This window comes from Actinomadura opuntiae (assembly GCF_030283205.1).
Lineage (GTDB): Bacteria > Actinomycetota > Actinomycetes > Streptosporangiales > Streptosporangiaceae > Spirillospora.
Map to the genome: position 1 here is coordinate 163,151 of NZ_JASNWF010000018.1, position 25,094 is coordinate 188,244.

Below are 25,094 nucleotides of genomic sequence, written 5' to 3' on the forward strand. Positions count from 1 at the left end.
ATGAAGGAGTGCGCGCGTGCCGCCGACGCTGGCCGCCGTGGCCGCCCTCCCCCAGCTCGGCCTGCGCTCGCGCACCGGCCCGCTCCCGGACGCGCCCGTCGTGTGGGTCGCGGTCAGCGAGCTGGAGGACCCGACCCCGTTCCTGGAGGGCGGCGAGCTCGTCCTCACCACCGGCATGCGGCTCACCCCGGATGGCGCCGCCGGCTACGTCGACCGGCTGGTCCGGCGCGGCGCCGCCGGGCTCGGCTTCGCGGTCGGCGTCATCCACCCCGCCGTCCCGCCCGAGCTGCTCGCCGCCGCCCGCGACCGGGGCCTCGCGCTGCTGGAGGTGCCGCGCCCGACGCCGTTCATCGCGATCGGCAAGGCCGTCTCGCGGATGCTGGCCGCCGAGTGGTACGAGGACGTCACCCGCGCGTTCCAGGCCCAGCGCGAGCTGACCCGCGCCGCGCTCACCGGGCCGGGCGCGCTCGTGGCGCGGCTGGCGCGGCTGCTCGGCGGGTGGGCGCTGCTGCTGGACGACTCCGGCGCCGTCCGGCACGCCGAGCCCGCCGGCGCCCGCGACCGCGCCGCCGCCCTGGCTCCCGAGCTGGCGCGGCTGCGCCGCCGTCCCGCCTCGGGCTCCTCGCCGGCGAGCATGGCGCTGGCGGTCCCCGACGACCACATCGTCCTGCAGCGGATCGGGCTCGGCGGGCGCCCGCGCGGGTTCCTCGCCGTCGGGACGCACGCGGCGCTCCCGCACGTCGCGCACACCATCGTCGGCGCGGCCGTCGCGCTGTTGACGCTCCAGTCGGAGACGCCCCGCACCGGGCGGGACGCGCGGGCCGCGCTCGCGGCGCTGCTCGCCGGGCGCCCGGCCACCGGGCCCGCGGTGCCGGACGGGCCGGTCCGCGTGCTGGCCTGCGCGGGCGGCGGCGCCGTCCTGGACGCGCTGGAGTCCGACCCGGCCGGGGAACGCTGCCTGGCGACGCCGCTGCCGGGCGGCACCGCCGTGATCGTCCCGGACGAGCTGGCCGGTCAGGTGACCGCTCTCCTCGAAGCGACCGGTCCCATCGGCGTCAGCGGCCCCGGCCAGGCGGACGCCGGAGCCGGGGCGCTCGCCGAGGCGCTGCGGCAGGCCGAGGACGCGCTCGCGGCGGCGCGCCGCACCGGACGGGCCGTCCTGCACCATGCCGACCTGCCGGGCCAGGGCCTGCTCGGGCTGCTGGAGCCGGAGGCCGCGCGGGCGTTCGCCGCCGCGCTGCTCGCCCCGCTGCGCGCCGAGGGCCTGGCCGGGACGGTCCGCGCCTACGTGGCGGCGAACGGCCAGGGCGAGCAGGCGGCGCGGGCGCTCGGCGTGCACCGGCACACGCTGCGGTCCCGGATGCGCAAGGCCGCCGAGCTTCTGGGCCGCGATCCCGACGATCCGGCCGTCCGCGCGGAACTGTGGATCGCACTGGCCGTGACGGCCAACGACGACGATCCGATTGGCCATCCTGGAGACTCGCCATCCGGCAGGCCGGAGATAGCGTGAGGTCATGAACGTGACCCCATTCTGGCTGGCCGGTCGCCCCGAGACCGGTGACGGCGAGCTGACCGTTACGCACCCCTATGACGGCCGCGTGGTCGGGACCGCCGCCGTGCCGACGCCCGCGCAGGTGGAAGAGGCGGTCGCGGCGGCCGACGCGGTCCGCCGGGAGGCCGCGGCGCTGCCCCTGCACGTGCGGGCGGAGGCGCTCGCGCACGTGTCCGCGCGGCTCGCCGAGCGGGCCGAGGAGGTCGCCCGGCTGATCACCGGCGAGAACGGCAAGCCGCTGCTGTGGGCGCGCGGCGAGGTCACCCGCGCGATCTCCACGTTCCGGTTCGCCGCCGAGGAGGCCCGCCGGTTCAGCGCCACCACGCAGCGCCTGGACACCGACCCCGCCGCGGAGGGCCGGATGGCCTACATCACCCGCGTGCCGAAGGGCCCGGTGCTCGGCATCTCGCCGTTCAACTTCCCGCTGAACCTCGCCGCCCACAAGGTCGCCCCGGCGATCGCGGCGGGCGCCCCGATCGTGCTGAAGCCGGCGCCCGCGACGCCGCTGTCGGCGCTGCTGCTCGGCGAGCTGCTCGCCGAGACCGGCCTGCCCGCCGGGATGTTCTCCATCCTGCCGGTGCCCAACGACCGGGCGTCCGCGCTGGTGGACGACCCGCGGCTGCCGATCGTGTCGTTCACCGGGTCCGTGCCGGTCGGCTGGGCGATCAACGACCAGGTGCCGCGCAAGCACGTCACCCTGGAGCTCGGCGGCAACGGCGCGGCGGTCGTGCTGCCGGACGCCGACCTCGACTGGGCCGCCGAGCGGATCGGACTGTTCTCCAACTACCAGGCCGGGCAGAGCTGCATCGCCGTCCAGCGCGTCTACGTCGACCGGTCGGTGTACGAGGAGTTCGTGCCGAAGCTCGTCGAGCGGGTCGGGTCCCTCGTCACCGGCGACCCGTGGGACGACAAGACGCAGGTCGGCCCGCTGGTCAGCCAGGACGCCGCCGAGCGCGTCGAGGCGTGGGTGGACGAGGCCGTCGCCGCGGGCGCGAAGGTGCTCACCGGCGGCACCCGCGAGGGCGCGGCCTACGCCCCGACCGTCCTCGCCGACGTCCCGGCCGACGCGAAGGTGGCGCGCGAGGAGGTCTTCGGGCCGGTCATGCTCGTCCAGCCCGTCGACGGCGTGGACGAGGCGTTCGCGCTGGTCAACGACTCCAAGTTCGGCCTTCAGGCGGGCGTGTTCACGCGCAACCTCGACATCGCGTTCCGCGCCCACCGCGAGCTGGACGTGGGCGGCGTCGTGATCGGCGACGTCCCGTCCTACCGCGCCGACCAGATGCCCTACGGCGGCGTGAAGGACTCCGGCGTCGGGCGCGAGGGCCTGCGGTCGGCGATGGCCGACTACACCGAGGAGAAGGTCATGATCCTCACGGGCCTGCCCCTCTGACCCGCACCCGGGCCCGGCCTCACCCGACGGGGCCGGGCCTGCTCGCGCGGGCCGAGGCGTCGGACAGCCGCAGTCCGGTCCGCAGCGCCCCGGCGGCCTCGGCGATGGCCTCCTGGAACCGGCCGCTGAGCGCCCACATGTTCGCGAACCCGTGGATGAGGTCCTCCTGCCGCCGCAGCGCGACCGGCACCCCGGCCTCCTCCAGCCGCTTCGCGAACGCCTCGCCCTCGTCGCGCAGCGGGTCGAACCCGGCGGTGACCAGGTAGGTGGCGGGGAACCGGCTCAGGTCCCCGGCCAGCAGCGGCGACACCTTCGGGTCGGTGCGGCGCGCCACGTCCGGGCAGTAGTGGTCGCTGAACCAGACCATGTCCGCATCGGTCAGGTAGAACCCCTCCGCGAACAGCTCCCGCGACCGGCGCCGCACCGACATGTCGGTGGCCGGGTAGAACAGCAGCGCGAAGTCCGGCCGGCGCTCGGCGAACAGCCCGGTGACCGCCGCGAGGTTGCCGCCCGCGCTGTCGCCGCCGACCGCGATGGCGCCCGGGTCGGCACCGAGCGCCGCCGCGTTCTCCACCGCCCACGCGTACGCGGCGAGCGCGTCGTCCGGGGCCGCCGGGAAGGGGTGCTCGGGCGCGAGCCGGTAGTCGACCGACAGCACCCGCACCTCGGCGTTCACTGCCAGGTACCGGCAGACCGAGTCGTGCGTCCCGATGTCGCCGATCACCCACCCGCCGCCGTGGAAGAACACCAGCAGCGGCGAGCCCTCCGCCAGGCCCTTCGGCTCGTACAGCCGCGCGGGGACCGTCTCCGCGGCGGTCAGGTCCCGGGTCCGGACCGGCCGGTCCGGCAGCCGGTTGATGTACTGCTGCCCGCGGGCGAGGCCCTGCCGCGCCTCCGCCGGCGTCGACGCGGTCAGGCTCGCGCCCTCCAGGCGCGTCATCAGCAGGAGCAGCTGCGCGTCCAGCGCGAGCCGCTGCCCGTCCCGCACCACCGGACGGCCGGCGATCAGCCGCCGCACCGGATCCGGGAGCGCGAACACGGCGCGGAGCACGGCCCCCGCGACCGACGGCGGGACCATTTCGGCGAGCTGCGCCATCCACCCTCCAACCATTCGGACGTTCCGGACACCGTACTCCCGGGTAGCCCGTCCGGTCAGCGGGCGGTCCAGGCGTCCGCGAACATCTCGTGCAGGGGGCGCGGGGGCAGCAGGCGCAGGAACGGGCCGCCGACGCTCTGGCCGCGGACCTCCCTGGCCAGGTGGGTGGCGAGCTTGGCGGCCTCCACGGGGAGTTCGGGGGCCTTGAGCGCGGTCCATTCGCCGGGGACGAACGCGGTGCGGCCCGCGCGGGGGCGCTTGTCCTGCTGGACGAGGGCGCGGTCCACGAGCTCCGCCTGGGCCGCCTTGTGCCGGGCGGCCGTCCAGCCGTTCCACTTGCGGACGTTGCGGTCGGTCGGGCGGACGAGGGTGAGCAGCTGCAGGTAGAGGACGGCCGCGTCCTCGCTCGTGCCGGTCTCGGCGGCGGCCTCGGCGACCAGGTCCGGGACGCTGAGCAGCGGATTCGCCTCGTAGCCGCCGGGCGGGACGGGCGTGGCCGCGGCGCGGGCGACCATCCGGGCGACCGCGTCGGCGCGCAGGACGGCGCCCTCGACGCTGCGGAGCAGGCGGTCCAGGCCGTGGTCGGCGCAGAGCCGTTCGAGGCGCGCGCGGGCGGCCCGGTCGGCGAGCGCCGACGGGCGGAGGATCACGGGCGCGAGCGCCCGCCGGCCGTCGACGATCAGCAGGCCGTCGTCGTAGGCGAGCGCGTCGCCGTCCGGCCCGGCGGACACGCCGTCGCGGGTGGCCCTGCGGACGGGATGGACGTCCGGCCCGAACAGGCTCCCGCGCCGTCCGGTGTCGCCGAGGGAGCACAGGCCGAGCGGGAGCAGCAGGCCGGGGGCGGCCAGCCGCGCCTTCAGCCGCGCGGCGAGATCGGGCACGCCGGAGACCGCCGGGTCGTCGACGGGACGTTCCGTCAGCGCCCACACCAGCACGGACGCGAGCGGAACGTACGGGTCGTGGTCCATGCGCCGCGTGTTCACCGTGCCGTCGGACGAGACGATGTGGACGCCGATGCCGTACGGTTCGCGATCGGCGACGACGCAGGTCAGGTCGGCTGCGGCGATCGGGGACGCGGCCGGGTCGGCGAGGGCGGCGGCCCAGGCATCCGGGAGGCCGAGGTCGCGTTCCAGGTCGGCGACCAGGGCCTCGTCCACGGCGGCGCGGCGGCCGAGGAGCCGCGACCACGCCTCGGCCATGCGCCCGGCGGCGGCCGCGAGACCGCCCTCCGCCCACAGCTCGGCGGGATCGTCGGGCATGCCGGCGGCCACCACGCGCTGCCGGCCGGGGACGCCGAGGCGCTGGGAGAGGTGCTCGGCCTCCTGCGCGACCTCGTTGGTCGCCGAGTACGGCTTGGTGCGCAGCATCTTCTTGTGGGCGTCGAACCGGGTGACGAGGTCGCCGCCCTCGTAGGCGCGCCGGGGCAGGCCGTCCAGGACGAGCGCCGCGATGGCGCGGCGGACGCCGGTGCCCCGGACGAACGCGGCGACGGCGTCCTCGTCCCGCGCGAGCGGCCCGTTCCGCTCGTACAGGTCGAGGAGGCGGCGGAGCCGGGCGGCGTCGTCGCGGGCGACGGTCGCGGTCTCGGTCTTCGTCGCGCCGGCCGGCTCCGGTGCCTCGGCGCGCTGGACGAACCGGTACGCCCTCGCCGGGTCGATCGGCCCGCCGGCGGACGGGACGGCGCCGACGATGACGGTCGCGTCCAGCCCGGCGAGGGCGGCGCCGGTCGCGTAGCCGCGCCGCCAGGTGCCGGGGCGGGCGAACGGCTGGTCCGCCCAGGTGCGCAGCAGCGCGGCGAGGGACGCGCGGTCCGCGCCGCTCGTCGACGGCGCGACGAGCCGCCAGGCGGCGGCGTCGATCGCGCCGAGCAGCGGCGCCCAGTCGAGGGGCCGCGCGGGCGGGCTGTTCAGCCGGGTCGCGTCGTCGATCTCGCCGGCGAGGTACCGGCCGTCGGCGGCGATCGCGGTGACGGTGGCCGGACGCGGCGACCGCTCCTCGCCGTTGAGGCGGGGCGGCGGGGGCAGCAGCCCGAGCAGCGCGTCGTCGAGGTCGGTGTCGGGGGTCTCGGCGGGCGGCCGCACCGTCGCGCCGGACCGGATCACCTCGACGCGGCGCGACAGCGCGCGGCGGCGGCCCAGCACGTCCGCGGCCCGCAGCACCGTGCCGACGACCCCGGCGACGACCGCGGGGTCGGTGACCTCGGGCATCTCGCGGGCCAGCGCGTCGCGCACCGCCTCCGGCGACGGCGCGGCGTCCAGCAGTGCGCGGGCGGCGGCCTCGCCGGTGCGGCGGAGCGCCGCGGAAGAGGCGGCGTCGCGCGGAGCGAGGAAGTGCCAGAACGCGGGCGGCGGCAGCATCGGGCGGCCCTGCGGGTCGACGCTCCACTGCGCCTTCCCGGCGGGGTAGGCGCGCCCTTCCCACAGCAACGTGTCGTCGGCCGCGTCGTAGCAGCGAATCGGCACGTAGGCGTTGGAGTCGTCCAGCGCGACGACGAGGTCGGGGCCGCCTGGCATGCGCAGGACGCCCCACGGGTCGCCGACGTCCTCGGTGTAGCGGAGCGTGGCGCGGCGGCCGTCGGTGCCCTCGATCGTCCAGCCGGACGGCGGGCCGCTCCTGCCGCCCTCCATCGCGGCGACGCGGAACCCGGCGAGGCCGCCGGACTGGCCGAGCGGCGACGCGGTCACGCCGTCGGGAAGGCGGACGAGGCTGGACCAGTCGGGGTCCCAGGCGGCGCCGTCCGGCGGGTCGGCCGCGAGGAAGTCCGGCGGCGAGGCGGCCGGCCCGCGCTCGCCCGTCGCCGGATCGAGGACGGCCAGCTCCTCCCCCCAGTCCGAGTACCGGGGCGCGCTCCAGATCCGGGTGCCGTCGCCGCACTGCTTCTCGTGGTCGCCGATGCCCTCCCGGCCGCCGGGGAGCAGGACGCGTTCACCGTCGTAGCGGCCGCCGCGGGCCTCGAACTGGTAGCCCTGCCCGCCGCTGCGCAGCGCCCGGCAGGCGACCATGCCCCGCTTGTTCTCCGGCTCGAAGACCTCGCCGGGGGCGCTCGCCCAGAAGGCGCGGTCCACGCCGCGCGCGCCGTCCCGCTCCGACCAGCCGACCAGGAAGTCGCCGCCAGCGAAGTGGACGGTGCGCACGCTCGTCGCGTCGGGCAGGGCGAACGCGCAGGCGCCGCGCCGTCCCGCGTGGTCGACGGCGATGGCGCGCGTGGCTCCGTAGACGGTGAGGACGGGCCAGGTGGAGGTGACGCCGAGGACGTCCTCGCCGAGGTCGGCGAGCGCCTCGTCCAGCGCGGGCCAGCCGAGTTCGGCGAGGGTGCCGGCGCGCAGCGTACGGGCGAGCGGGACGGCCAGGTCGAGCCCGGCGAGGGCCTCGCCGATGCCGTCCAGCGCGGTGATCGTCGGCGGGTCGAGGAGGCCGTCGAGGGCCGTCAGGGCGCGGTCGGCGCCGCCGAGCCCGCCGTCCGCCGCCTCGTCGACCAGCGCGGAGAGCCGGGCGTGGACGGCCTTCTCCACGCCGGGCGTCTCGGGCAGCCGCGAGATCGCGGTGCCCTGCCGCAGCCCCGCGTGGACGGTGCCTTCCAGCCGGGGCCCGAACACCGGGTCGGCGGCGATGGCCGTCAGGTCGCGGCGCGAACCCCGGCTCCAGAAATGCAGCCGCGCGCGCTCGCCCGGGTCCTCCACGGCGATGCCCTCGGCGAGGCACGCGTCGACGAGGTCGGCGTCGAACAGCGACGCGCCCCGGTAGCGCGACTCGTGCAGCCGCACCGGGACGCCCTCGGCGCGCAGCCGGGCGGCGAGCCGCGGCAGCACGGCGAACAGCTCGTCCGGCATGGGCTGGGGGGTGATGCCGCCGTAGGCGACGCGGACGTAGGAGTAGTGCGCGGCGAACGCGCCGAGCCAGCCCGCGAGCCCGCCGGACGGCCGGACGGCGCCGTCCGCCATCGCCTCGACGACCCCGGCGGCGTCCAGCATCCGCAGCCAGGCGGAGCCGTCGATGGCGCCGGTCGGGAAGATCTCCGCAAGGCCGGCGCGCAGGGCGGCGGGCGGCGGCGCCTTGGCGAACACCTTCGCGGCGCCGTCGAGCACGCCGTCCGGGACGGCGGTGCCGCGCGCGTCGGCGAGGGCCTGCGCGAGGATCTCGGCGTCCTCCGACAGCCCGAGCCCGGCCGCCTTCGCCGACCTGCGGACGCGGGTGTGCAGGTCGGCGGGCGGCGCGGCCCCGCCCCTCCCCCAGGCGGCCACGAACCGGGCGAACTCGCGGTGTGCCCGGTCGGGCGGGTAGGTCGCGGCGAGCCACTCCTGGTGCTGGCGGATCCGCGCGGCGCCGATGGCCCCGGCACGGGCGAACAGGAGGGCGTTGTCCACGCGGTACTGGTCGTCGACCGGGAGCGCGTGCCGGGCCTCGGCGTCGCGCGCGTCCGCGTACGCGGTGGCGGCGTGCCGGGGGGCGAACCGGCTCAGCCGATGCCCGACGGTGTCCCAGAACCAGGGCAGGTGCGCGGCGGGGAGACCGCGCACCTCCCGCTTCATGTCGTCCAGGAACCGGCCGGGCCGCTCGTACGCGCGCGCGAGCCCGGTGCGGACGGTCGCGAACAGCTTCTCCGCGTCGGGCGCGGCATCGGGGTCGGTTTCCTGCACCCAGTCCAGGTAGAGGGTCGACTGTCCGGGATCTGCCGGGAGCTGCGGGGACATGGCGGGCAGTATGGCAGCGTCCCCGGACATAACACGCCGGAAAAGATCAAACCAGGGTGACGGTCACCGGCATCTCCTTGATCCCGTTGACGAAGTTGGACCGCACCCGCCGGATCCCGCCCGCGAGCCGCACGTCCGCCAGCCGCGGCAGCAGCTCCTCGAACATGATCCGCATCTCCAGCCGGGCGAGCGCGCTGCCCAGGCAGAAGTGCGAGCCCTTCCCGAACGCGATGTGGTCGTTCGGGGTGCGGGTCACGTCGAAGCGGTACGGGTCGGCGAACACGTCCTCGTCGCGGTTGGCGGACGCGAACCACAGCACGACCTTGTCGCCCGCGCGGATCGCGGTGCCGCCGACCTCGGTGTCGCGGGTCGCGGTGCGGCGGAAGTGGTAGACCGGCGAGGCCCAGCGCAGGAACTCCTCCACCGCGACCGGCATCAGCTCCGGCTCCTCGCGTAGCCGCTCCGCCTGCTCGGGATGGTCGATCAGCGCGCGCATCGCGTGCGTGATCGCGTGCCGGGTCGTCTCGTTGCCCGCGACGACCAGCAGCAGGAAGTAGTTGTCGAAGTCGCGGTCCGACAGCGGCACGCCGTCCATCGGCGTCTGGTTCACCAGTCGGCTGACCAGGTCGGTTCCCGCTCCACCGCGCCGCCTCGCCGCCAGCTCCCGGCCGTACTCGAACACCTCCAGCGACGCCGGGCTGCGGAACGGCAGGTCGCGGTAGCGCTCGCTCTCCTCGCTGTGCAGCAGGACGTCGGCGTAGTCGGGGTCGGTGTTGGCGATGATCCGGTTGCCCCAGTCGATGAGCCGCTGCGTGTCGCCGTCGGGGACGTCCAGCATCCGCGCCAGCACGTTGATCGGGAAGTCGGCGGCGACCTCCGCGACGAAGTCGAACGTGCCGTGGGCGAGCGCCCGGTCGAGCGTCCGCGCAGTCAGGCCGCGCAGGAACGTCGCGTATCCGGCGACGGCGCGCGGCGTGAACTCGCGCTGCAGGACGCGGCGGAGCGCGTTGTGCCGCGGCCCGTCCGTCTCCAGCAGCGAGCGCCGGATCTCGGCCTGCCGCTCGTCCACCTCCTCCAGGTTCACGAACTTCTCGGAGGTGAACCGCTCCTGGTCGCGGTCGACGGCGACGACGTCGGCGTGCCGGGTCAGCGACCAGAACCCTCGGCCGCCGTCGGACTCGGGGTTCCAGTGGACGGGCGCGGTGCGGCGCAGCGCGTCGAACATCCGCCAGGGCGTCTCGTCGTCGAGGAAGTTGTCGGGGTCCGCGAGGTCCACGGCCAGGGTGTCGCTGGTCAACGCGCATGCTCCTTGTGGGTGGCCTTACAGGTGGTAGGCGTACTCGCGGAACTCCCAGTCGGTGACGTGCCGCCGGAACCGCGCGACCTCGTCCCGCTTGTAGGCCAGGAACGCCGACACGAAGCCCGTGCCGAGCACCTCGGCCAGCGCCTCGTCCGCTTCGAGGGCGGCCAGCGCGGCGGTCAGGTCACCGGGCAGGACGGGCGCCTTGGCGGCGTCGTAGCCGTAGCCCTCCAGCGGCGGCGGGGCGTCGAGTTTGTCGCGCACGCCCAGGTAGACGGCCGCGAGCAGGCCGGCGATGCCGAGGTAGGGGTTGGCGGAGGCGTCCCCGAGCCGCACCTCCAGCCGGGACGCGGCGCCCCGCTCGGGCGGGATCCGGACCATCGCGCTGCGGTTGTCGAGCCCCCAGTCGATCAGCCACGGCGCGAGCGTGTCGGGCCCGAACCGCTTGTAGGAGTTGACCGTGGGGTTCAGCAGCGCGGCGAGCGCGGGCGCGTGCTCCAGCACCCCCGCGACCGCCTGGTGCGCGGTCTCCGACAGGCCGTGCGCCCCGTCGCCCTCGAACGCGTTCCGCCCTTCGCCGTCCAGGCAGGACAGGTGGACGTGGAAGCCCGAGCCGCCCTCGTCGTTGAACGGCTTGGCCATGAACGTGGCGAGCAGGCCCTGCGTCCGGGCGATCTCCTGGACGGCCGACTTGAAGCGGAACGCGCGGTCGGCGGCGTCCAGCGCGCCCGAATGGTCCAGGTTGATCTCGAACTGGCCGCCGCCGAACTCGTGGTTGCCCATCGTCACGCCGAGCCCGAGGTCGCGCAGATACCGGAGGGTTTGCAGCAGGTGGTTGCCGGGGTCGCCCCTGAGGCCGGACGAGTAGACGTTGCCGGGCGCGTCCTCGTACCGGCGCCATCCCGTGGGCGAGGAGTCGTCGGGCTCGCAGAGGTAGTACTCCAACTCGGGACCGGCGACCGGGTCGAGGCCGATCTCGCCCATGCGCGCGACGGCTCGGCGCAGCACGTCCCGCGGCCCCTCGGCGCACGGCTCGCCGCCGCCGGGCTCGCAGGCGTCGCCGAGGCAGGACGCGACGCCCGGCTCCCACGGCAGGGTCGCCAGCGTCGACAGGTCGGGGCGCACGCAGATGTCGGGGAGCCCCGCGTCGAGCCCGCCCGCGACGTCCACCACGTCGCCCCGCGGGCTCGTGTGGTAGATCGCGCGGCAGAACGACAGGCCGTGCGCGGCGACCGCGGGCAGCCGCTCGACCAGCACGTCCCGGGCCCGGTCGACGCCGATCAGGTCGGGGTACTGGACGCGCACGACGTCGACGCCGGCGGCGGTCAGCCGCCGCACCGCGTCCTGCACCGGCTCGACGCCGGCGGGCTCGTGTCGGCTCACTCGCTCGCTCCCCTCCGGATTCGTTTGGGCTCAAACCATATGGCGGCCGGTGGGCCCTGACAAGAGTCCCGCCGGCCAGACCCCGAACACCAGCGGCGGAGTGACAAACGCGGGTGGGCGGCCTATCGTATGGGCCCAAATGAAATGGAGGTCCCGGTGGCGCCAGTGCAAGGTTTCCTGCACCCGAAGACCGCGACGGGCCGCTCGTCGCTGATCCCGAGCCCGCCCTGGCACTACTCGGGCGACCTGCTCACCGTCGAGTACCGCACGGACCCGGCGCGGGTCGCCGAACTGCTGCCCGACCCCCTCGCCCCCGCCGCCGACGACCCCGGCGCCGTCGCGATCATCTGGGCGGACTGGCAGTCCTGCTCGGACTCCGCCGAGGAACTGCTCGACCCCGTCCGCGCCCAGTACAAGGAGTGCTTCGTGGTCGTCCGCTGCTCCTTCCAAGGCCGGACGTACTCGCGCTGCGTCTACATCTGGGTCGACAAGGACTTCGCCATCGCCCGCGGCCTGCACCAGGGCTATCCGAAGAAGTTCGGCTCCGTCCACCAGACCCGCCCGCACCCCCACGGCCGGGGCGCGCCCCGCATCGCCGCCGGCGGCCGGTTCGGCGCCACCCTCGCCGCCGCCGACCGCCGTCTCGCCGAAGCCGTCGTGACGCTGCGCGAACCGTCCGAGACCAACGGGTTCGTCAACGGCCACCCCATGGCCCACCACCGCCACCTGCCGTCGATCGAACCCGGGCGTCCCCCGGCCCTGGACGAGCTGATCGAGTCCGGCGCCGCGGCCTTCGAGGGCGGCCAGGCCTGGACGGGCGACGCCGACCTGCGCCTCTTCGACTCCCCCACCGAGGAACTGTCCCGCCTGGCGGTCGAGGAGCCCATCGCCGCCTACTACCGCCAGGTCGGCGTCACCTGGAACGGCGGCCGCGTCCTCGCCTGAGGCTCACGCCGGAAGCGCGGGCCCGAGGCTCGCCTGCACGTACGCCATGGCCTCGGCGTACTTCGGATCCATCGCCCGCTCGCCGATCTCATCGGGCGTCAACTCGGCGAGCCGTTCCTGGATCCACCAGATGTTGCCCAGCGGATCGCGAACACGCCCCACCTTGTCGCCCCAGAACAGCTCCGTCGGACGGGTGACCACTGCCGCCCCGGCCGCGACGGCGCGCTCCACGACCGCGTCGGCGTCGTCCACGAACAGCCGCAGCAGACCGGGCGTCTCGACCGGGAACGGCGAGTCGAACATGAGCACGACCGAGTCGCCGATCCGGGCCTCGGCGTGCCCGATCCGCCCGTCCACCTCCATCCGGCTGAGCTCCTCGCCGCCGAACGCGTCCTCGATGAACCCGATCAGCGCGGCGGTGTCCCGCGTGACGATCCACGGCGTCACCGTGCCGTACCCCTCGGGCGCCTTGGGAAAGTCGGCCATCTTCGTCTCCTCGCTCGCGGCTTCGAGCCTGACTCTAACAGAACGGAATGATTCGTTCCACAGCCTTGCGGCTAGGGTCGTGCGGCGTGGACCTAGAAGCCGTGCGGACGTTCGCCGCCGCCGCGGACGCGGGCCGGTTCCAGGACGCCGCCGCGGAACTGTCGATCACCCAGCAGGCCGTCTCCAAGCGCATCGCCGCGCTGGAGAAGGACCTCGGCGTCCGCCTGTTCACCCGCACCGCGCGCGGCGCCCGCCTCACCATCGACGGCCAGGCGTTCCTCCCCCACGCCCGCGCCCTCCTCCAGGCCGAGGAGCGCGCCATCGCCTCCGTCCGCCCCGGCCGCCGCGCGCTCCGCGTCGACGTCATCGGCCGGCGGCTGGCCGCCGCCGCGCTGCTGCGCGACTTCCACCGCGCCCACCCCGGCATCCGGCTGGACGTCGTGACCCTCTTCGACGCCGACGCCGCCGTCGAGGCGATCGCCTCCGGCACGATCGACGCCTCCTTCCGCGCCGTCACCGCACCCGCCCGACTCCCCGCCGGCGTCGAGACCATCCGCGTCCTCGACGAGCCCATCCAGCTCATCACCGGCCCGGCTCACCCCTTCGCCGCCGCCCGCGCCGTCCGCCCCGCCGACCTCGCCGGACACCGCATCTGGATGCCCGGCATCGTCGCCGGAACCGAATGGGCCGCCTTCTACGCCGACCTCGCCGCCGCCTTCGGCCTCACCATCGACTCCGTCGGCCCGAGCTTCGGCCTGGAACCGCTGCTCGACACCATCGCCGACTCCGCCACCCTGGCCACCTTCGCCGGCGACCGGACCCGGCTGGTCTGGCCCGCCGACCACGGCCTGCGGCGCGTCCCCGTCCAGGGCCCGACGCCCGTCTACCCGCACTCGCTGATCTGGCACCGCGACAACCCGCACCCCGCCCTCACCGCCCTCCGCGACCACCTCGGCCATCCTGCGTCTGCCGCTGGCACCTGGACTCCGGAGTGGTCCCGCCAACCAACCTAGAAATCGCTGGGCCGCTTACTCGGCCGTCGCAAGTCTGTGCGCTTTCGTCATAGCGGACACCTAATGCAGGGCGGCAAGTTGAGGGGAATATGCGACGCGCCATGAGGACCGGCTCGGCTATTCGGTGGTGAAGGGCAGGGTCGGGACAGTGGGCCGTGAGGCGTTCTCGGCCATCAACCAAGTGGTGAGCGCAATGGATCCGACGGGCATCTTGTTGTGCGATGGAATGTGCGGGCCCCTGACATGAAGGGACTGGCAAGCAAAGTCGTGTTCGGGATCCTTGAATGGTCGGTTTGGCTGTTCAGGGCAGAGGCGAGGGGTTGGCCGTGCGGTGGGGTGGCGCTGGCGTACGGGGCCGGCTCCGCCTGCCCCGCCCGGGTCGCGCCACCCCACCGCCCCCGAACCAGAGGACCAAGAGGCGAGCGATCTCCACGAGCAGACCACTACCGCCGCCGCACCGGTAACTACCAGGCGAGGCGGGAATTGATCACGGGCTTTCCCTGCGATTACCGATGGCGTTGGTACGGATTTGCTGGATACAGAAGAAAAGCCAGGCGCGCAACACGGCCAGGACGCAGGTGAAGGCCCTGCCCGGCGCTCCCACCGCAACCGGCCGAGCAGTGGGGCTGCAGGAAGCGAGGCTCAAATACGAGCAACCAAGGCTGCGGCGGCGAGGTCTGGTGCAGTCCATGCGACACGGGCGAATGCCGAGCAAGTGCTGTGGTCAGGCGCACGCGACGGCTGGGACTGTGGGCGTGGCGGCTGAGCTGCTCACGGTGCAATGAGCATGGTGCCCGTCTGGGCGCGCCAGTACGCAGATGGGCACCGAGGCCAGCGCCATGGACAAGGGCGACTATGTGCGTGCGGCCTGGTCACCAGCGGTCCGAGGCCTGGCGTGAGTGGGAGTGTGATCGGCCGTCGGCCGGTTTGGTGTAGGCACGCCCGCAGACGGGGCATGTGGCAATTCGTTCGGCCACTAATGGAACGGGCGGCTGAGGCTGCCTGGCCGGGCGGGGCTGCTGATCGTCTCGTCTCGTTGCGGTGTGGTGCAGCGGGTGTCAGTGGAGTAGCGGAGGGCGGAGGGGTGATGTGGGCATGCCGGTTCGCCCGAGATCCCGGATGGATTCGGGCGAACCGTGGGTGTGTGGGTTACGCGGCCCAGGTGATGGCGGGATCGGGTGGGCCGAGTGAGCCTGGCGGACCGCTCCCGGTCCGGGTTCTTCGGGCGTCGGGTGGTGGCAGCAGCCGGTACACATACCGCCCGTCCGGATCTTTACTGATCCCGATCTGCTTCGGGCTGGTGTGTTTGAAGCGGTTGTGCCATCCGCAGGTGAGGGTGAGCTGGTCGATGTCGGTGGGTGAGTTTCCGAGTGCCCAGCCGTGGACGTGGTCGACCTCGCACAGCGTCCCGGGGATCTCGCACTCCCGCACCGCACACGTCGGGTAGAGCGTCTCCAGGACCCGGCGTTGGGCGGGGCTGGCGAACCGTTCCCGGTAGCCGAGGTACAGCGGGTTGTGGTCGCGTCCCAGGATCAGGGGTGAGACTCCGGCTGACAGGGCGATGCGGCGTACCTGCTCGGCCGGGATGGACGTCCCGTCGATGAGGTGGCCCGGAGCGTTGCCGCCGGTGAGGGTTTCGAGGTCGCAGATGACGGTGACCTTGGTGGCCTTGTGTCCGCCCGACAGCACACTCGACAGCGCCGCCGCCGTTCGCTCGGCGACATCGCGGTGGTCCTCGGGCCCGGCCGGCTTCGCAAGCGGAGCCAGCGTGCCGTCCCAGATGGCGGCGTCTTCGGCGTTCAGCCAGCCCTTGATGTACCGGCCGCCGTCCAGGGAACCGGAGCTGGTGATCCAGGACTTGGCGTAGCCGCGCTTGACTTCCTCTGGTTCGCGCTCGGTGTCATCGCGTTCGGCGATGACGTCGCGGATCCGGTGGCCGAACACCGCGATCTTCCCCGGCGAGAACCCCTGCCCGACCATCTCCAGCAACTTGTTCTCTGCCTTGGCACAGTCGGTGTCGTCCAAACGGGCCACCGAGTCAGCGACCGTGGCGGCGTAGCCGTAGGACAGCTCTCCGGCTGCCAGTTGCTCGGCGACCTGCGGCAGGCGGCGGCGTTGCCGCGCCAAGGTCAGGCGTTCTTTGGCGCGGTTCTCCCGCATGCCCAGCCGGGACCGCAGCCAGGCCCGGGTGGAGGGGAATCCCCAGCGCTGCTGCTCGCCGGTGGCATCGACGCGGCCGATGAATCCAGCCAGTGCGCTTTCCTGCATATCGCAGGCGGCGGCCAGGCCTTCGGTGAGTTCCAGACACGCGGCCGCCGATTCGGGGGCCTCTCGCTGGGCGAGTTCAGTGGCGATCGTCGAGAGCGCGTTCACCAATTCCATGGTGGACGCGCCCGCAAGGTCGACCGTCACTGACTGCATACCTAAAGTGTACCCCAAGTGACCGACAATTGCGCGCCGAGCGGGGGCCTTCTTTCTTTGCTGATCAGTGGAAAAATATTGCTCAGTGCGCCCCGAATTCCCCCGCCTTTACCTGGTCGGCGAATTGTTCCTTTGGGGTGGTTTGTCGAGCACGCGGACGGAGGGGGGCGGTGGGGTGGCGCGACCCGGGGCGGGGCAGGCGGAGCCTGCCCCTTGGCGCTGCCTCAGGGGCCGCAGAGGCTCCAAAGTCAAGGGTGGACGAAGTCCATCGCGAAGCGACGCCGAAGGCGCCCTTGACTTTGGAGGGGCGGCCCCGTACGCCAGCGCCACCCCACCGCCCGAACACCCTTCTTGCCGCTCAGCCGAACACCCTTTAGCGTCCAGACGACTTCCCGCCTACGCCTACCGCTCCACACCCCACGACCCAACACACCAACACACCAACACACCAACACACCAACACACCAACACACCAACACACCAACACACCAACACACCAACACACCAACACACCAAGAATTAAGCCCCCAACCAAGCCCGAGCCACCACACACCGCCCAAAAAGTTGCCGCCCGTCCCCACAATGACGAGCCCACCCAGATCAAAACCAGCGAGAGCAGACCCCTAGAAACCCAAACCCACCACGATCAAACCTTCCGACCCACAGCGCCATAGCCAGGAACCTCGGCGGGTTCTGCCCTACTGTCCCCCTCAGGACGCCACCGGGACATCGAGACGACCCCGGGCGGCAGCAGTTCCAGTCCGTCGAAGAAGCCCGCGATGGCATCCCGGCCGCGCGGCACCATGGGGTTGGCCGACTTCTCGTTCCAGTCCGCTTGGGCTTCGGCCTGGGCGGTCCGGCCTTTGTCGAAGTCCAGGGTCGCGTGGGTGATGGCCAGGTGGCTGCCCGCAGGGACGGCGTCCAGCAGGCGCGTGAGGATGCGGCGGACCTCGTCATCGTCGTGCACGAAATGGACGACGCCCAGCAGCATGATGGCGACGGGACGGGTGAAGTCGAGGGTCGCCGCGGCCTTGTCGAGAATGGCCTCGGGGTGCCGCAGGTCGCCGTGGACGTAGTCGCACGCGCCTTCGGGGCTGCTGGCCAGCAGCGCCCGCGCGTGCACCAGGACGAGCGGATCGTTGTCGACGTAGACGATGCGCGCTTCGGGCGCGGTCCGCTGGGCGACCTCGTGGGTGTTGTCCATGGTCGGCAGGCCGGTGCCGATGTCGAGGAACTGCCGGACCCCGGCCTCGCCGGCGAGGTGGCGGACGGCGCGGCCGAGGAAGGCGCGGTCGGCCCGGGCGATGTCGACGATCTGGGGGAACATGGCGCGGAACTGTTCGGCGGCCTGCCGGTCGACCTCGTAGTTGTCCTTTCCGCCGAGCAGATGGTTCCACACCCGCGCCGAATGCGGAACCGAGGTGTCGATGGGGGGATTTTCGGTCACGGCGGCGGCTCCCGGATCATTGGGTTTTCAGGCCAATTTAGCGTCCGGGTCGCCGATGCGGGCGTAGATGCGGGGACGGGCCAAGCGCAGATAGGCGGCGAAGGCCGCGCCCAGGATGGCGGCGGCGAAGATGAGTCCGGGAAGCGCCCAGGTGAGCGCCGATCCCTTCTCGGCGCCGAGGAGCGCGTCGAAGTTGAGGAGGCTGGCGACGAAGACGGCGCCCAGGCCGGCGCAGGCGACGGCCGGTGCGATGAGGCGGTTCCAGATGTTCTCGCCGCGGTGGTCGCGGGCGAAGTAGGCCACCACGGCCGCCGAGGTCAGGGCCAGCAGCAGAATGACGCCGAGCGCGCCGAGATTGGTGAACCAGTTGAAGAGGGTGAGGACCGGGTCCCTGCCGGAGAAGGCGAAGACCGCCACCACGACGGCGGCGAGCACGGTCTGGGTCAGCGATCCGATGTGCGGTGAGCCGTGCCTGGCATGCGTCCGGCTGAGCGGCGCCGGAAGGACGCCTTCGCGGCCGAGCGAGAAGAAGTAGCGGGCGACCGCGTTGTGGAATGACAGCAGCGCCGCGAAAAGGCTGGTGACGAGGAAGATCTGCGCGAGGTCGGCGAAGAGTTTCCCGACGTGCTCTTCGGAGAGTTCGAAAACGAGGCTGGGGCCTTCCTTCTGGGCGCGTCCGATGATGCTGGACGTGCCGGTGCCGACGGTCATCGCCCAGGCGGTGAACGCGTAGAAGACGCCGATGACGGCCACGGCGATGTAGGTGGCGCGGCTGACCGTCCGGCGCGGGTCGTGGCATTCCTCGCTGTAGAGGGCGGCAGCCTCGAAGCCCATGAAGCTGGCCATGGCGAAGCAGAACGCGGCGCCGATCGCGCCGTCGCTCGCGGCGTGGAGGCCGAGCGGGGCGAGCGACACCCCGGACGGCGCGTCCGCGATCTGGGCGAGGTCGAAGACCAGCACGGTGAGGAATTCGACGGCGAGCAGCACGCCGAGGACGCGGGCGTTGAGGTCGACGCGCCGGAATCCGAGGACGGCGACGACAGCGACGCCGAGCAGCGCGACCGTCCACCAGGGCAGGTCGAGGCCGGTCTTGGTCTTCAGCAGGTCGGCCGTGGTGAAGCCGAACAGCCCGTACAGGCCGATCTGCATCGTGTTGTAGGAGATGAGCGCGACGAAGGCGGCGCCGACTCCGGCGACGCGCCCGAGGCCGTGGGTGATGTAGGCGTAGAAGGCGCCGGCGTTGGTGATGGAGCGGCTCATCGCCGCGTACCCGCCGGTGAAGACGGCGAGCAGCACGGCGAGGACCACGTACAGCAGCGGGATGCCGGCGACGCCGGTGACGGCGAAGGAGGTCGGCAGGCCGCCGGCGGCGACGGTCAGCGGGGCCGACGCCGCGACGACGAAGAACACGATCTCGGGGACGCCGATGCGGCGGCGTCCGGTGCCGGAGGACGAGGGGGACACGACTTCGGGGATCGCCATGTGCGGCTCCAGTGCCGGTGCGGACCACCGTCCGAGAAGATCGTTTGGGCCCGCACGAGTTTGCTCGACGTGGATCGTACGGGCTCAAACGACGCCGGACAAGGGTAGATTCGCTGTCGGCCCGCGCGAAGGCGCCGGGCCGCATCCGGGGAGGACGCACGTGACCGGCCATCACACACTGCAAGAGACCGAGCAGGCGATCCAGCGGCGGCTCGGCGACGTGCCACTGCGCCACGACGCGATGATGGCGGTCTCCAACATCTACCGCGCCGCCGCCGCGATCCGGCAGCACTTCGAGAGCTCGGTGCTGCGCGCCGCGGACCTGACGTGGACCGCCTTCGTCGTGCTGTGGGTCGTGTGGATCTGGGACGAGATGGAGACCCGGCACGTCGCCGAGGAGGCCGGCATCTCCAAGGGCACGCTCACCGGCGTGGTCAAGACGCTGGAAGGGCGCGGCCTGATCGAGCGCGGCTCGCACGCGACGGACGGCCGGCTCGTCCTGCTGCGGCTGACCGACAAGGGCCAGGAGTTGATGCGCGGGCTGTTCCCGGCGTTCAACGCCGAGGAGGCGTTCGTGGTGGAGCGCCTCAGCGGGGACGAGAACCGGACGCTCGCGCAGACGCTGCGCTCGGTGGTCGAGCACCTGGAGGAGGCGGGCGACGAGCGGCGCGAGGCGCTGCGGGCCGAGTCGCCGTTCCCTCCGCGCCGCTCAGGCCGCCGCCCGCGCACCTGACCACCCGCACCCCCGACGACCATCCGCGCACCCCTTGCCGCTGATCGTTTGGGCCCTTACGATGCGCCCATGACTCCCCGCTTCGTGCTCGTGCTCAGCGAGAACTGGACCCTGACCACCGGCCGCGACCTGCCCGTGCTCGTCCGCTGGGCGCGCGAGGCCGAGGACGCCGGCTTCGACGCGGTGATGGTCAGCGAGCACGTCGTGCTCGGCCCGGACGCGGGCGCGGACGGCGTGATGGGCAACCCCCGCGAGTACGCGCTGCCGGGCAACCAGGACCCGTTCACGCCGTGGCCGGGGTCGCTGATGCTGCTCGGCGCGATCGCCTCGGTCACCTCCCGGATCCGGCTCGCCGCCGCGGCCGTCCTCGCGCCGCTGAAGCACCCGCTGGCCCTCGCGCGCGACATCGGCACGCTGGACCTGCTGTCGGAGGGCCGCCTCGTCGTCCAGCCGACGGTGAGCTGGAGCCGCGACGAGTACGCCGCGCTCGGCGTCCCGTTCACCAAGCGCGGCGCGATCCTCGACGAGCAGCTGGAGATCTGGAACCTGCTCTGGCGCGGTTCGCCCGTCTCCTACCAGGGGAAGCACTTCGCATTCGAGGACGTCTACTTCGAGCCCCGCGCCTACCGTCCGGACGGGCCGCGCATGTGGTTCGGCGGGCAGCACATGCACGACCGGCTCCTGGACCGGCTCGTCAAGTACGGGCACGGTTTCCATCCGCTGGGTCGTCCGACCCCGGACGAACTGGAGCGGCTGAGGGTGGGAATGGCGGCCGCCGGACGGGACGCGGCCGACCTGGAAATGATCGGCGGTTGCCGCCCTGTGTTCCCCGACGACGACTCGGTCTCCCCGCTCGAACCGGCTCTGGAGAGCATCCCGGAACAGCTCGCCCAGGGATTCACGACCTTCTGCATCAAGCCGTCGCAGTTCACCGACGACCCGGACGGCGTGGGCGCGTTCTGCCGCGAGGTCGTGAAGCGCACCGAGGCGCTGCTGCCCTGAGCCGGAAAGGGCGAAGAACGTCCGGGCCTGCTTGCGCGGCACAGGCCCGGATCCTTTGATTCAGCGGCGCGGTTTGCGGATACCGCGGAATTCCCAGTCGCCGCCGAACGCAGTGGAGACGACCTCCTCCGACTCGGTCGGCTGCGCGCCGCAGTCGTCCCGGATCGGCACCGGACCTGCGACGATGTGGTTGCGGAGCCGTCCGAGCCCCTCCGCCTCGACCTCCACGACGTCGCCGGGCGCAACGGGACGCGAGTTCGCCGGCGTGCCGGACAGCAGCACGTCTCCCGGGTAAAGCGTGATGGTGCGGGCGATGTCGGCGACGAGATAGTGCATGTCCCATTCCATCTCGTCGGTGCTGCCGTCCTGCACCAATTCGCCGTTCACATACGTGCGCAGATACTTGCCGCGGAAATCCCAGCCGGTGACCAGCCCGGGCCCGAGCGGGCACAGCGTGTCGGACCCTTTTACGCGCAGCATCGACCCGGCGTCGGTGTCGCGGAAGTCGTGGAGGCCGTAGTCGTTGGCAACGGTGTAACCCGCGATGTAGTCGCCGGCCTCCTCCCGCGTGATGTTGCGAGCGGCCCGGCCGATGACGATGGCGATCTCGCCCTCGTAGTTGAGGTATTTGCAGCGCTCCGGACGCACCACGGCCCCGCCGTGCGAATTCAGCGCCGACACCGGCTTGTGGAAATAGGTCGGCGCGGGCGGCAGTTTCGTCTGGAACTCCTCGACCCGGCTGCGGTGGTTGAGATGCACCGCGACGACTTTGGACGGTTCGCACGGCGGCAGGTGGACGGCGGCGTCGGCGCGCACCCGGCGGCCGTCCGCACTGAGCAGCTCGTCGCCGTCCCGGATCACCTGCGTCGCGGCTCCGTCCAGCAGTATCCGTCGGTACTCGGGCATCAGGAAGTCCATCCGTTCTGGGGGCGGTCGAACCAGATGTGCACCTGGCCCGTTCCGACGGAGTTCTCGTATTGGCTGTATAGGCGTCCGGGGGCGGTGCAGGCGTGCTCCCCCAGGGCGCCGAGCATCATCAGGTAATGCCCAAAGCGGGCCTCGGGCTTGAAGGCGAGGAATTGCGGCATGGTGTCGAGCACCCGCGCATGGTCGCCGTTCTGCAGCCAGGCGATGCGCTGCTCGTCGGCGGCGCGCGCCGCGGGAGTGAAGATGTGCTCGGGGCCGGCCGCCTCGTGGCCGCGGATGGCGCGCAGCGGCCAGAACGTGTGCGACAGCGCGCCGGACGCGATCAGCAGCACGCGCCGGTCGGTCGCGGCGATCGCGTCGCCGAGGGCGCGGCCGAGGCGCAGGAAGTCCTCGGTGTCGGCGGTCTGGCACACCCCGATCGACATCCACCGCTTGCCGGGGAGGCCGAGGTAGGGGTCGTCGCGCACGCCGAGGTGCGTCCACAGGTTGACCGTCGCGTAGAAGATCGGCAGATAGGGATCGTCGATCGCGGTGATCCACGTCCCGTGCTTGTCGGCGAAGCCCGCAACCGCGCGCGCCAATTCCGGGTCGCCCGGGAAGTCGTACGGCATGCGGCACATGCCGCGCGGCAGTTCCTCGGACGTGTAAAGCCCGGCGCGGCGTTCCTGCGCGGTCGTGACGAATTCGACGGTGGTGGCCCAGTGCGAGTCGAGAACGACGACGGTGTCGTAGTCGTCGCTCTCGAAGACATCCGCGCGGAGCCTTTTCAGGCCCGACACGAGCGTGGTGTCCTCGCCGTGGTTGAGTTCGCGGCGGGTGACCTCGGGCAGGACGATCGTGGGGACGTGCGCGAGGAGCCCCGCGCCGACTACCTCGCCCATGGAGCCGTCACCGTGTTCTTGACGTCGCAGTAGAAATCGAAGCTCCAGTCTCCGCCCTCGCGTCCCATGCCCGATTCGCGGGCCCCGCCGAACGGCGCGCGCAGGTCGCGGACGAAGAAGCAGTTCACCCAGACCGTCCCCGCGACGAGCCGCGAGGTGACGCGCCGCGCGCGTTCCGGGTCGCCGGTGGCGAGGGTGGCGGCGAGGCCGAAGCGCGTACCGTTGGCCATGGCGACGGCCTGGTCCTCGGTGTCGAACGTCTGGAGCGTCAGCACCGGCCCGAACACCTCCTCGGTGAGGATCTCGGCGCCTTCGGGGGCCCCGGTGAGCAGCGTCGGACGGTAGTACAGCCCGCCCAGCTCCTCGTTGGGCCCGCCGCCGAGCAGAGCCTGAGCGCCCGCGTCCATGGCGCGCCGGACGAACCCGCCGACGCGTTCGAGGTGGCGACGGTGGATCTGCGGGCCTATGTCGGTGGCCTCGTCGCGCGGATCGCCCTGCCGCAGCGCAGCGACCTTCGCCAGGAACCGCTCGGTGAACTCCCCCGCGACGGACGACTCGACCAGCAGCCGCGTCGCGGCCAGGCAGACCTGCCCGGCGTTGTCGTACTGCTCGACGGCCAGGTCGACGGCCAGATCGAGGTCGGCGTCGGCGAACACCAGCAGCGGCGACTTGCCGCCCAGCTCCAGCGACAGCGGCGTCAGGTTCGGGGCGGCAGCCGCGGCGATCGCCTTGGCGGTCGGCACCGAGCCGGTGAAGCTGATCCGCCTGACGTCCGGGTGGGCGGTGAGCGGGCCGCCGACCTCCGCCCCGTAGCCCTGGACGACGTTGAACACCCCGTCCGGCAGCCCGGCCTCGGCGGTGATGCCGGCGAGCAGCGACGCGGTCAGCGGCGTCCATTCGGCGGGCTTGAGCACGACGGTGTTCCCGGCCGCGAGCGCGGGCGCGATCTTCCATGTGGCCAGCATCAGCGGCGCGTTCCACGGGGTGATGAGCGCGCAGACCCCCGCAGGGTCCCAGCTCACATGGTTAATGTGCCCCCGCGTGTCGAAATCCTCATGCCCCAGCCTCAGCAGCCAGTCGGCGAAGAACCGGAAGTTGTGCGCGACGCGCGGCATCACGCCGCGCCGGTGCGAGCGGATCAGCGCGCCGTTGTCGGCGGTCTCGACCTGCGCCAGCTCCTCGACGCGCTTGTCGACGCCGTCGGCGATGGCGTGCAGCAGGCGCGCCCGCTCCTCCCGTGACGTGCGCGACCAGGCGGGGAACGCCCGGCGCGCCGCGTCCACCGCCGCGTCCACCGCGCCCGGTCCGCCCCGGGCGATCTCGGCGATCGGCCGCTCGTCGATCGGCGAGACGTCCTCGAACGCGCCCGCCGCGCTGACGCGCTCGCCGCCGATCCAGTGGCCGGGCTCGACGGCGACGCCGGCGACTGCTGCCATCGCTGCACCTCCAGTTTGTTTGGTCCCAAATAATCTAGGAAGCCGGGATGGCGGAGGTCAACCCGGCCGGGTTAATGTTCGGTCCCAAACGAGCCCAGGAGGGCACCCGTGACCGACGTCCCGTACCGGGAGTGGCTCGACCGGGCCGCCGCGCTCGCCGCGCACACCGGCACCGATCTCAAGACGACCTGGATCGAACTGTGACGCACCGCCCCCTCATCGCCCTGCCCGCCCGCTTCTCCACGAGCGCGTCCGCCCTGCGCTACCGGGCGGAGGTCGCCTCCCGCGCGCTCGTGGAGGCCGTCTATCGGGCAGGCGGCGAGCCGTTCGTCATGCATCCCGCCGTGCCGTTCGACCCGTCCCGCCTGGACCGCTGCGACGGCCTGCTGCTGCCGGGCGGCGGCGACCTGCACCCGCGCCACTACGGCGACACGACCGAGCACGAGGCCCTCTACGACGTGGACGACGCGCAGGACGCCTTCGACCTCGCCGTCGCCGCCCGCGCTCTGGAGACGGGCCTGCCCACTCTGGCGATCTGCCGCGGCCTCCAGGTGGTGAACGCCGTCCTCGGCGGCACCCTCGCCCAGCACATGGACCCCCACCATCGGCACAAGGTCCACCCGGTGGACGTCGCTCCCGGCACGCTCCTGGCCAAGACCGTGGAGACCGAGCAGGTCACCGCGTCCTGCTACCACCACCAGGCGATCGCGACCCTGGCCACCGCCCTCACCCCCACCGCCCGAGCCGCCGACGGGACCGCGGAGGCCGCCGAACTCGCCGATCCGCGCGGCTGGTTCCTCGGCGTCCAGTGGCATCCCGAGGACACCGCCGCGTCCGACCCGGCCCAGCAGGCCCTCTTCACCGCCCTGGTCCAGGCCTCCGCGAGCCGCCCTGTGTGACCCTCCGCAC

General features: G+C 72.9%; 18 protein-coding genes. 7 read left to right on the forward strand and 11 right to left on the reverse strand.

What is annotated here, in order from left to right:
• The first annotated feature begins 16 nt into the window (after positions 1-16).
• Positions 17-1,510: a PucR family transcriptional regulator gene (locus QP089_RS34405; RefSeq protein WP_285917426.1), complete on the forward strand. Its 1,494-nt coding sequence runs from the start codon at positions 17-19 to the stop codon at positions 1,508-1,510.
• A 4-nt stretch (positions 1,511-1,514) separates the two neighbouring features.
• Positions 1,515-2,942, forward strand: a complete 1,428-nt coding sequence (locus QP089_RS34410) for an aldehyde dehydrogenase family protein (RefSeq protein ID WP_285917427.1) — start codon at positions 1,515-1,517, stop codon at positions 2,940-2,942.
• A gap of 19 nt (positions 2,943-2,961) precedes the next feature.
• On the opposite strand, the gene QP089_RS34415 is transcribed toward QP089_RS34410, so the two are convergent.
• From QP089_RS34415 to QP089_RS34430, 4 genes are read right to left on the reverse strand one after another with little or no spacing between them, the layout of a single operon-like run.
• On the reverse strand, positions 2,962-4,038 hold the full coding sequence (locus QP089_RS34415) for an alpha/beta hydrolase (protein ID WP_285917428.1): 1,077 nt from the start codon (positions 4,036-4,038) through the stop codon (positions 2,962-2,964).
• A 56-nt stretch (positions 4,039-4,094) separates the two neighbouring features.
• A complete protein-coding gene (locus QP089_RS34420) occupies positions 4,095-8,729 on the reverse strand; it encodes a hypothetical protein (RefSeq protein ID WP_285917429.1) in 4,635 nt (1,544 codons plus the stop codon).
• A gap of 46 nt (positions 8,730-8,775) precedes the next feature.
• On the reverse strand, positions 8,776-10,026 hold the full coding sequence (locus tag QP089_RS34425; protein ID WP_285917430.1) for a cytochrome P450: 1,251 nt from the start codon (positions 10,024-10,026) through the stop codon (positions 8,776-8,778).
• A gap of 24 nt (positions 10,027-10,050) precedes the next feature.
• Positions 10,051-11,412, reverse strand: coding sequence for a glutamine synthetase family protein (locus QP089_RS34430; protein WP_285917431.1), 1,362 nt, complete (start codon positions 11,410-11,412; stop codon positions 10,051-10,053).
• A gap of 156 nt (positions 11,413-11,568) precedes the next feature.
• Between QP089_RS34430 and QP089_RS34435 the strand changes: the two genes are divergently transcribed.
• Positions 11,569-12,357, forward strand: coding sequence for an acetoacetate decarboxylase family protein (locus tag QP089_RS34435; RefSeq protein WP_285917432.1), 789 nt, complete (start codon positions 11,569-11,571; stop codon positions 12,355-12,357).
• 3 nt (positions 12,358-12,360) lie between these two features.
• On the opposite strand, the gene QP089_RS34440 is transcribed toward QP089_RS34435, so the two are convergent.
• Positions 12,361-12,843 carry a VOC family protein gene (locus tag QP089_RS34440; RefSeq protein WP_285917433.1) on the reverse strand — a complete coding sequence of 161 codons (483 nt, stop codon included), beginning with the start codon at positions 12,841-12,843 and terminating at the stop codon, positions 12,361-12,363.
• A gap of 86 nt (positions 12,844-12,929) precedes the next feature.
• Here QP089_RS34440 and QP089_RS34445 point away from each other — a divergent pair, with 86 nt between their 5' ends.
• On the forward strand, positions 12,930-13,856 hold the full coding sequence (locus tag QP089_RS34445; protein ID WP_285917434.1) for a LysR family transcriptional regulator: 927 nt from the start codon (positions 12,930-12,932) through the stop codon (positions 13,854-13,856).
• A 1,149-nt stretch (positions 13,857-15,005) separates the two neighbouring features.
• On the opposite strand, the gene QP089_RS34450 is transcribed toward QP089_RS34445, so the two are convergent.
• From QP089_RS34450 to QP089_RS34460, 3 genes are all read right to left on the reverse strand, one after another.
• Positions 15,006-16,277: an HNH endonuclease signature motif containing protein gene (locus tag QP089_RS34450; protein WP_285917435.1), complete on the reverse strand. Its 1,272-nt coding sequence runs from the start codon at positions 16,275-16,277 to the stop codon at positions 15,006-15,008.
• A 646-nt stretch (positions 16,278-16,923) separates the two neighbouring features.
• Entirely contained in the window at positions 16,924-17,724 is an 801-nt protein-coding gene (locus QP089_RS34455; protein ID WP_285917436.1) for an SAM-dependent methyltransferase, read from the reverse strand.
• 27 nt (positions 17,725-17,751) lie between these two features.
• On the reverse strand, positions 17,752-19,206 hold the full coding sequence (locus QP089_RS34460; protein WP_285917437.1) for an APC family permease: 1,455 nt from the start codon (positions 19,204-19,206) through the stop codon (positions 17,752-17,754).
• 160 nt (positions 19,207-19,366) lie between these two features.
• On the opposite strand from QP089_RS34460, the gene QP089_RS34465 reads away from it, so the two are divergent.
• Positions 19,367-19,939, forward strand: a complete 573-nt coding sequence (locus QP089_RS34465; RefSeq protein ID WP_285917438.1) for a MarR family winged helix-turn-helix transcriptional regulator — start codon at positions 19,367-19,369, stop codon at positions 19,937-19,939.
• 69 nt (positions 19,940-20,008) lie between these two features.
• Positions 20,009-20,941 carry a TIGR03619 family F420-dependent LLM class oxidoreductase gene (locus QP089_RS34470; protein ID WP_285917439.1) on the forward strand — a complete coding sequence of 311 codons (933 nt, stop codon included), beginning with the start codon at positions 20,009-20,011 and terminating at the stop codon, positions 20,939-20,941.
• Between the two features lie 60 nt (positions 20,942-21,001).
• Here QP089_RS34470 and QP089_RS34475 read toward each other — a convergent pair whose 3' ends face one another.
• The 3 genes from QP089_RS34475 to QP089_RS34485 are packed head-to-tail and all read right to left on the reverse strand — an operon-like array spanning position 21,002 to position 24,185.
• Positions 21,002-21,847 (reverse strand): fumarylacetoacetate hydrolase family protein, encoded by an 846-nt coding sequence (locus QP089_RS34475; RefSeq protein ID WP_353070659.1) that lies wholly within the window; start codon positions 21,845-21,847, stop codon positions 21,002-21,004.
• Positions 21,847-22,749: a DODA-type extradiol aromatic ring-opening family dioxygenase gene (locus tag QP089_RS34480; RefSeq protein ID WP_285917441.1), complete on the reverse strand. Its 903-nt coding sequence runs from the start codon at positions 22,747-22,749 to the stop codon at positions 21,847-21,849. The genes QP089_RS34475 and QP089_RS34480 overlap by 1 nt, the downstream gene beginning before the upstream one ends.
• Positions 22,737-24,185, reverse strand: coding sequence for an aldehyde dehydrogenase (locus tag QP089_RS34485; protein WP_285917442.1), 1,449 nt, complete (start codon positions 24,183-24,185; stop codon positions 22,737-22,739). Before QP089_RS34485 ends, QP089_RS34480 begins: the two co-directional genes overlap by 13 nt.
• Before the next feature lie 200 nt (positions 24,186-24,385).
• Here QP089_RS34485 and QP089_RS34490 point away from each other — a divergent pair, with 200 nt between their 5' ends.
• A complete protein-coding gene (locus QP089_RS34490) occupies positions 24,386-25,084 on the forward strand; it encodes a gamma-glutamyl-gamma-aminobutyrate hydrolase family protein (protein WP_285917443.1) in 699 nt (232 codons plus the stop codon).
• Positions 25,085-25,094 lie beyond the last annotated feature (10 nt).

Excerpts from the sequence above, each read along its gene's own strand:
- QP089_RS34410 (WP_285917427.1), top strand. The coding sequence starts at position 1,515 with ATGAACGTGACCCCATTCTGGCTGGCCGGTCGCCCCGAGACCGGTGAC.
- QP089_RS34415 (WP_285917428.1), bottom strand. The coding sequence starts at position 4,038 with ATGGCGCAGCTCGCCGAAATGGTCCCGCCGTCGGTCGCGGGGGCCGTG.
- QP089_RS34420 (WP_285917429.1), bottom strand. The coding sequence starts at position 8,729 with ATGTCCCCGCAGCTCCCGGCAGATCCCGGACAGTCGACCCTCTACCTG.
- QP089_RS34440 (WP_285917433.1), bottom strand. The coding sequence starts at position 12,843 with ATGGCCGACTTTCCCAAGGCGCCCGAGGGGTACGGCACGGTGACGCCG.
- QP089_RS34450 (WP_285917435.1), bottom strand. The coding sequence starts at position 16,277 with ATGCAGTCAGTGACGGTCGACCTTGCGGGCGCGTCCACCATGGAATTG.
- QP089_RS34460 (WP_285917437.1), bottom strand. The coding sequence starts at position 19,206 with ATGGCGATCCCCGAAGTCGTGTCCCCCTCGTCCTCCGGCACCGGACGC.
- QP089_RS34470 (WP_285917439.1), top strand. The coding sequence starts at position 20,009 with ATGACTCCCCGCTTCGTGCTCGTGCTCAGCGAGAACTGGACCCTGACC.
- QP089_RS34475 (WP_353070659.1), bottom strand. The coding sequence starts at position 21,847 with ATGCCCGAGTACCGACGGATACTGCTGGACGGAGCCGCGACGCAGGTG.
- QP089_RS34480 (WP_285917441.1), bottom strand. The coding sequence starts at position 22,749 with ATGGGCGAGGTAGTCGGCGCGGGGCTCCTCGCGCACGTCCCCACGATC.
- QP089_RS34485 (WP_285917442.1), bottom strand. The coding sequence starts at position 24,185 with ATGGCAGCAGTCGCCGGCGTCGCCGTCGAGCCCGGCCACTGGATCGGC.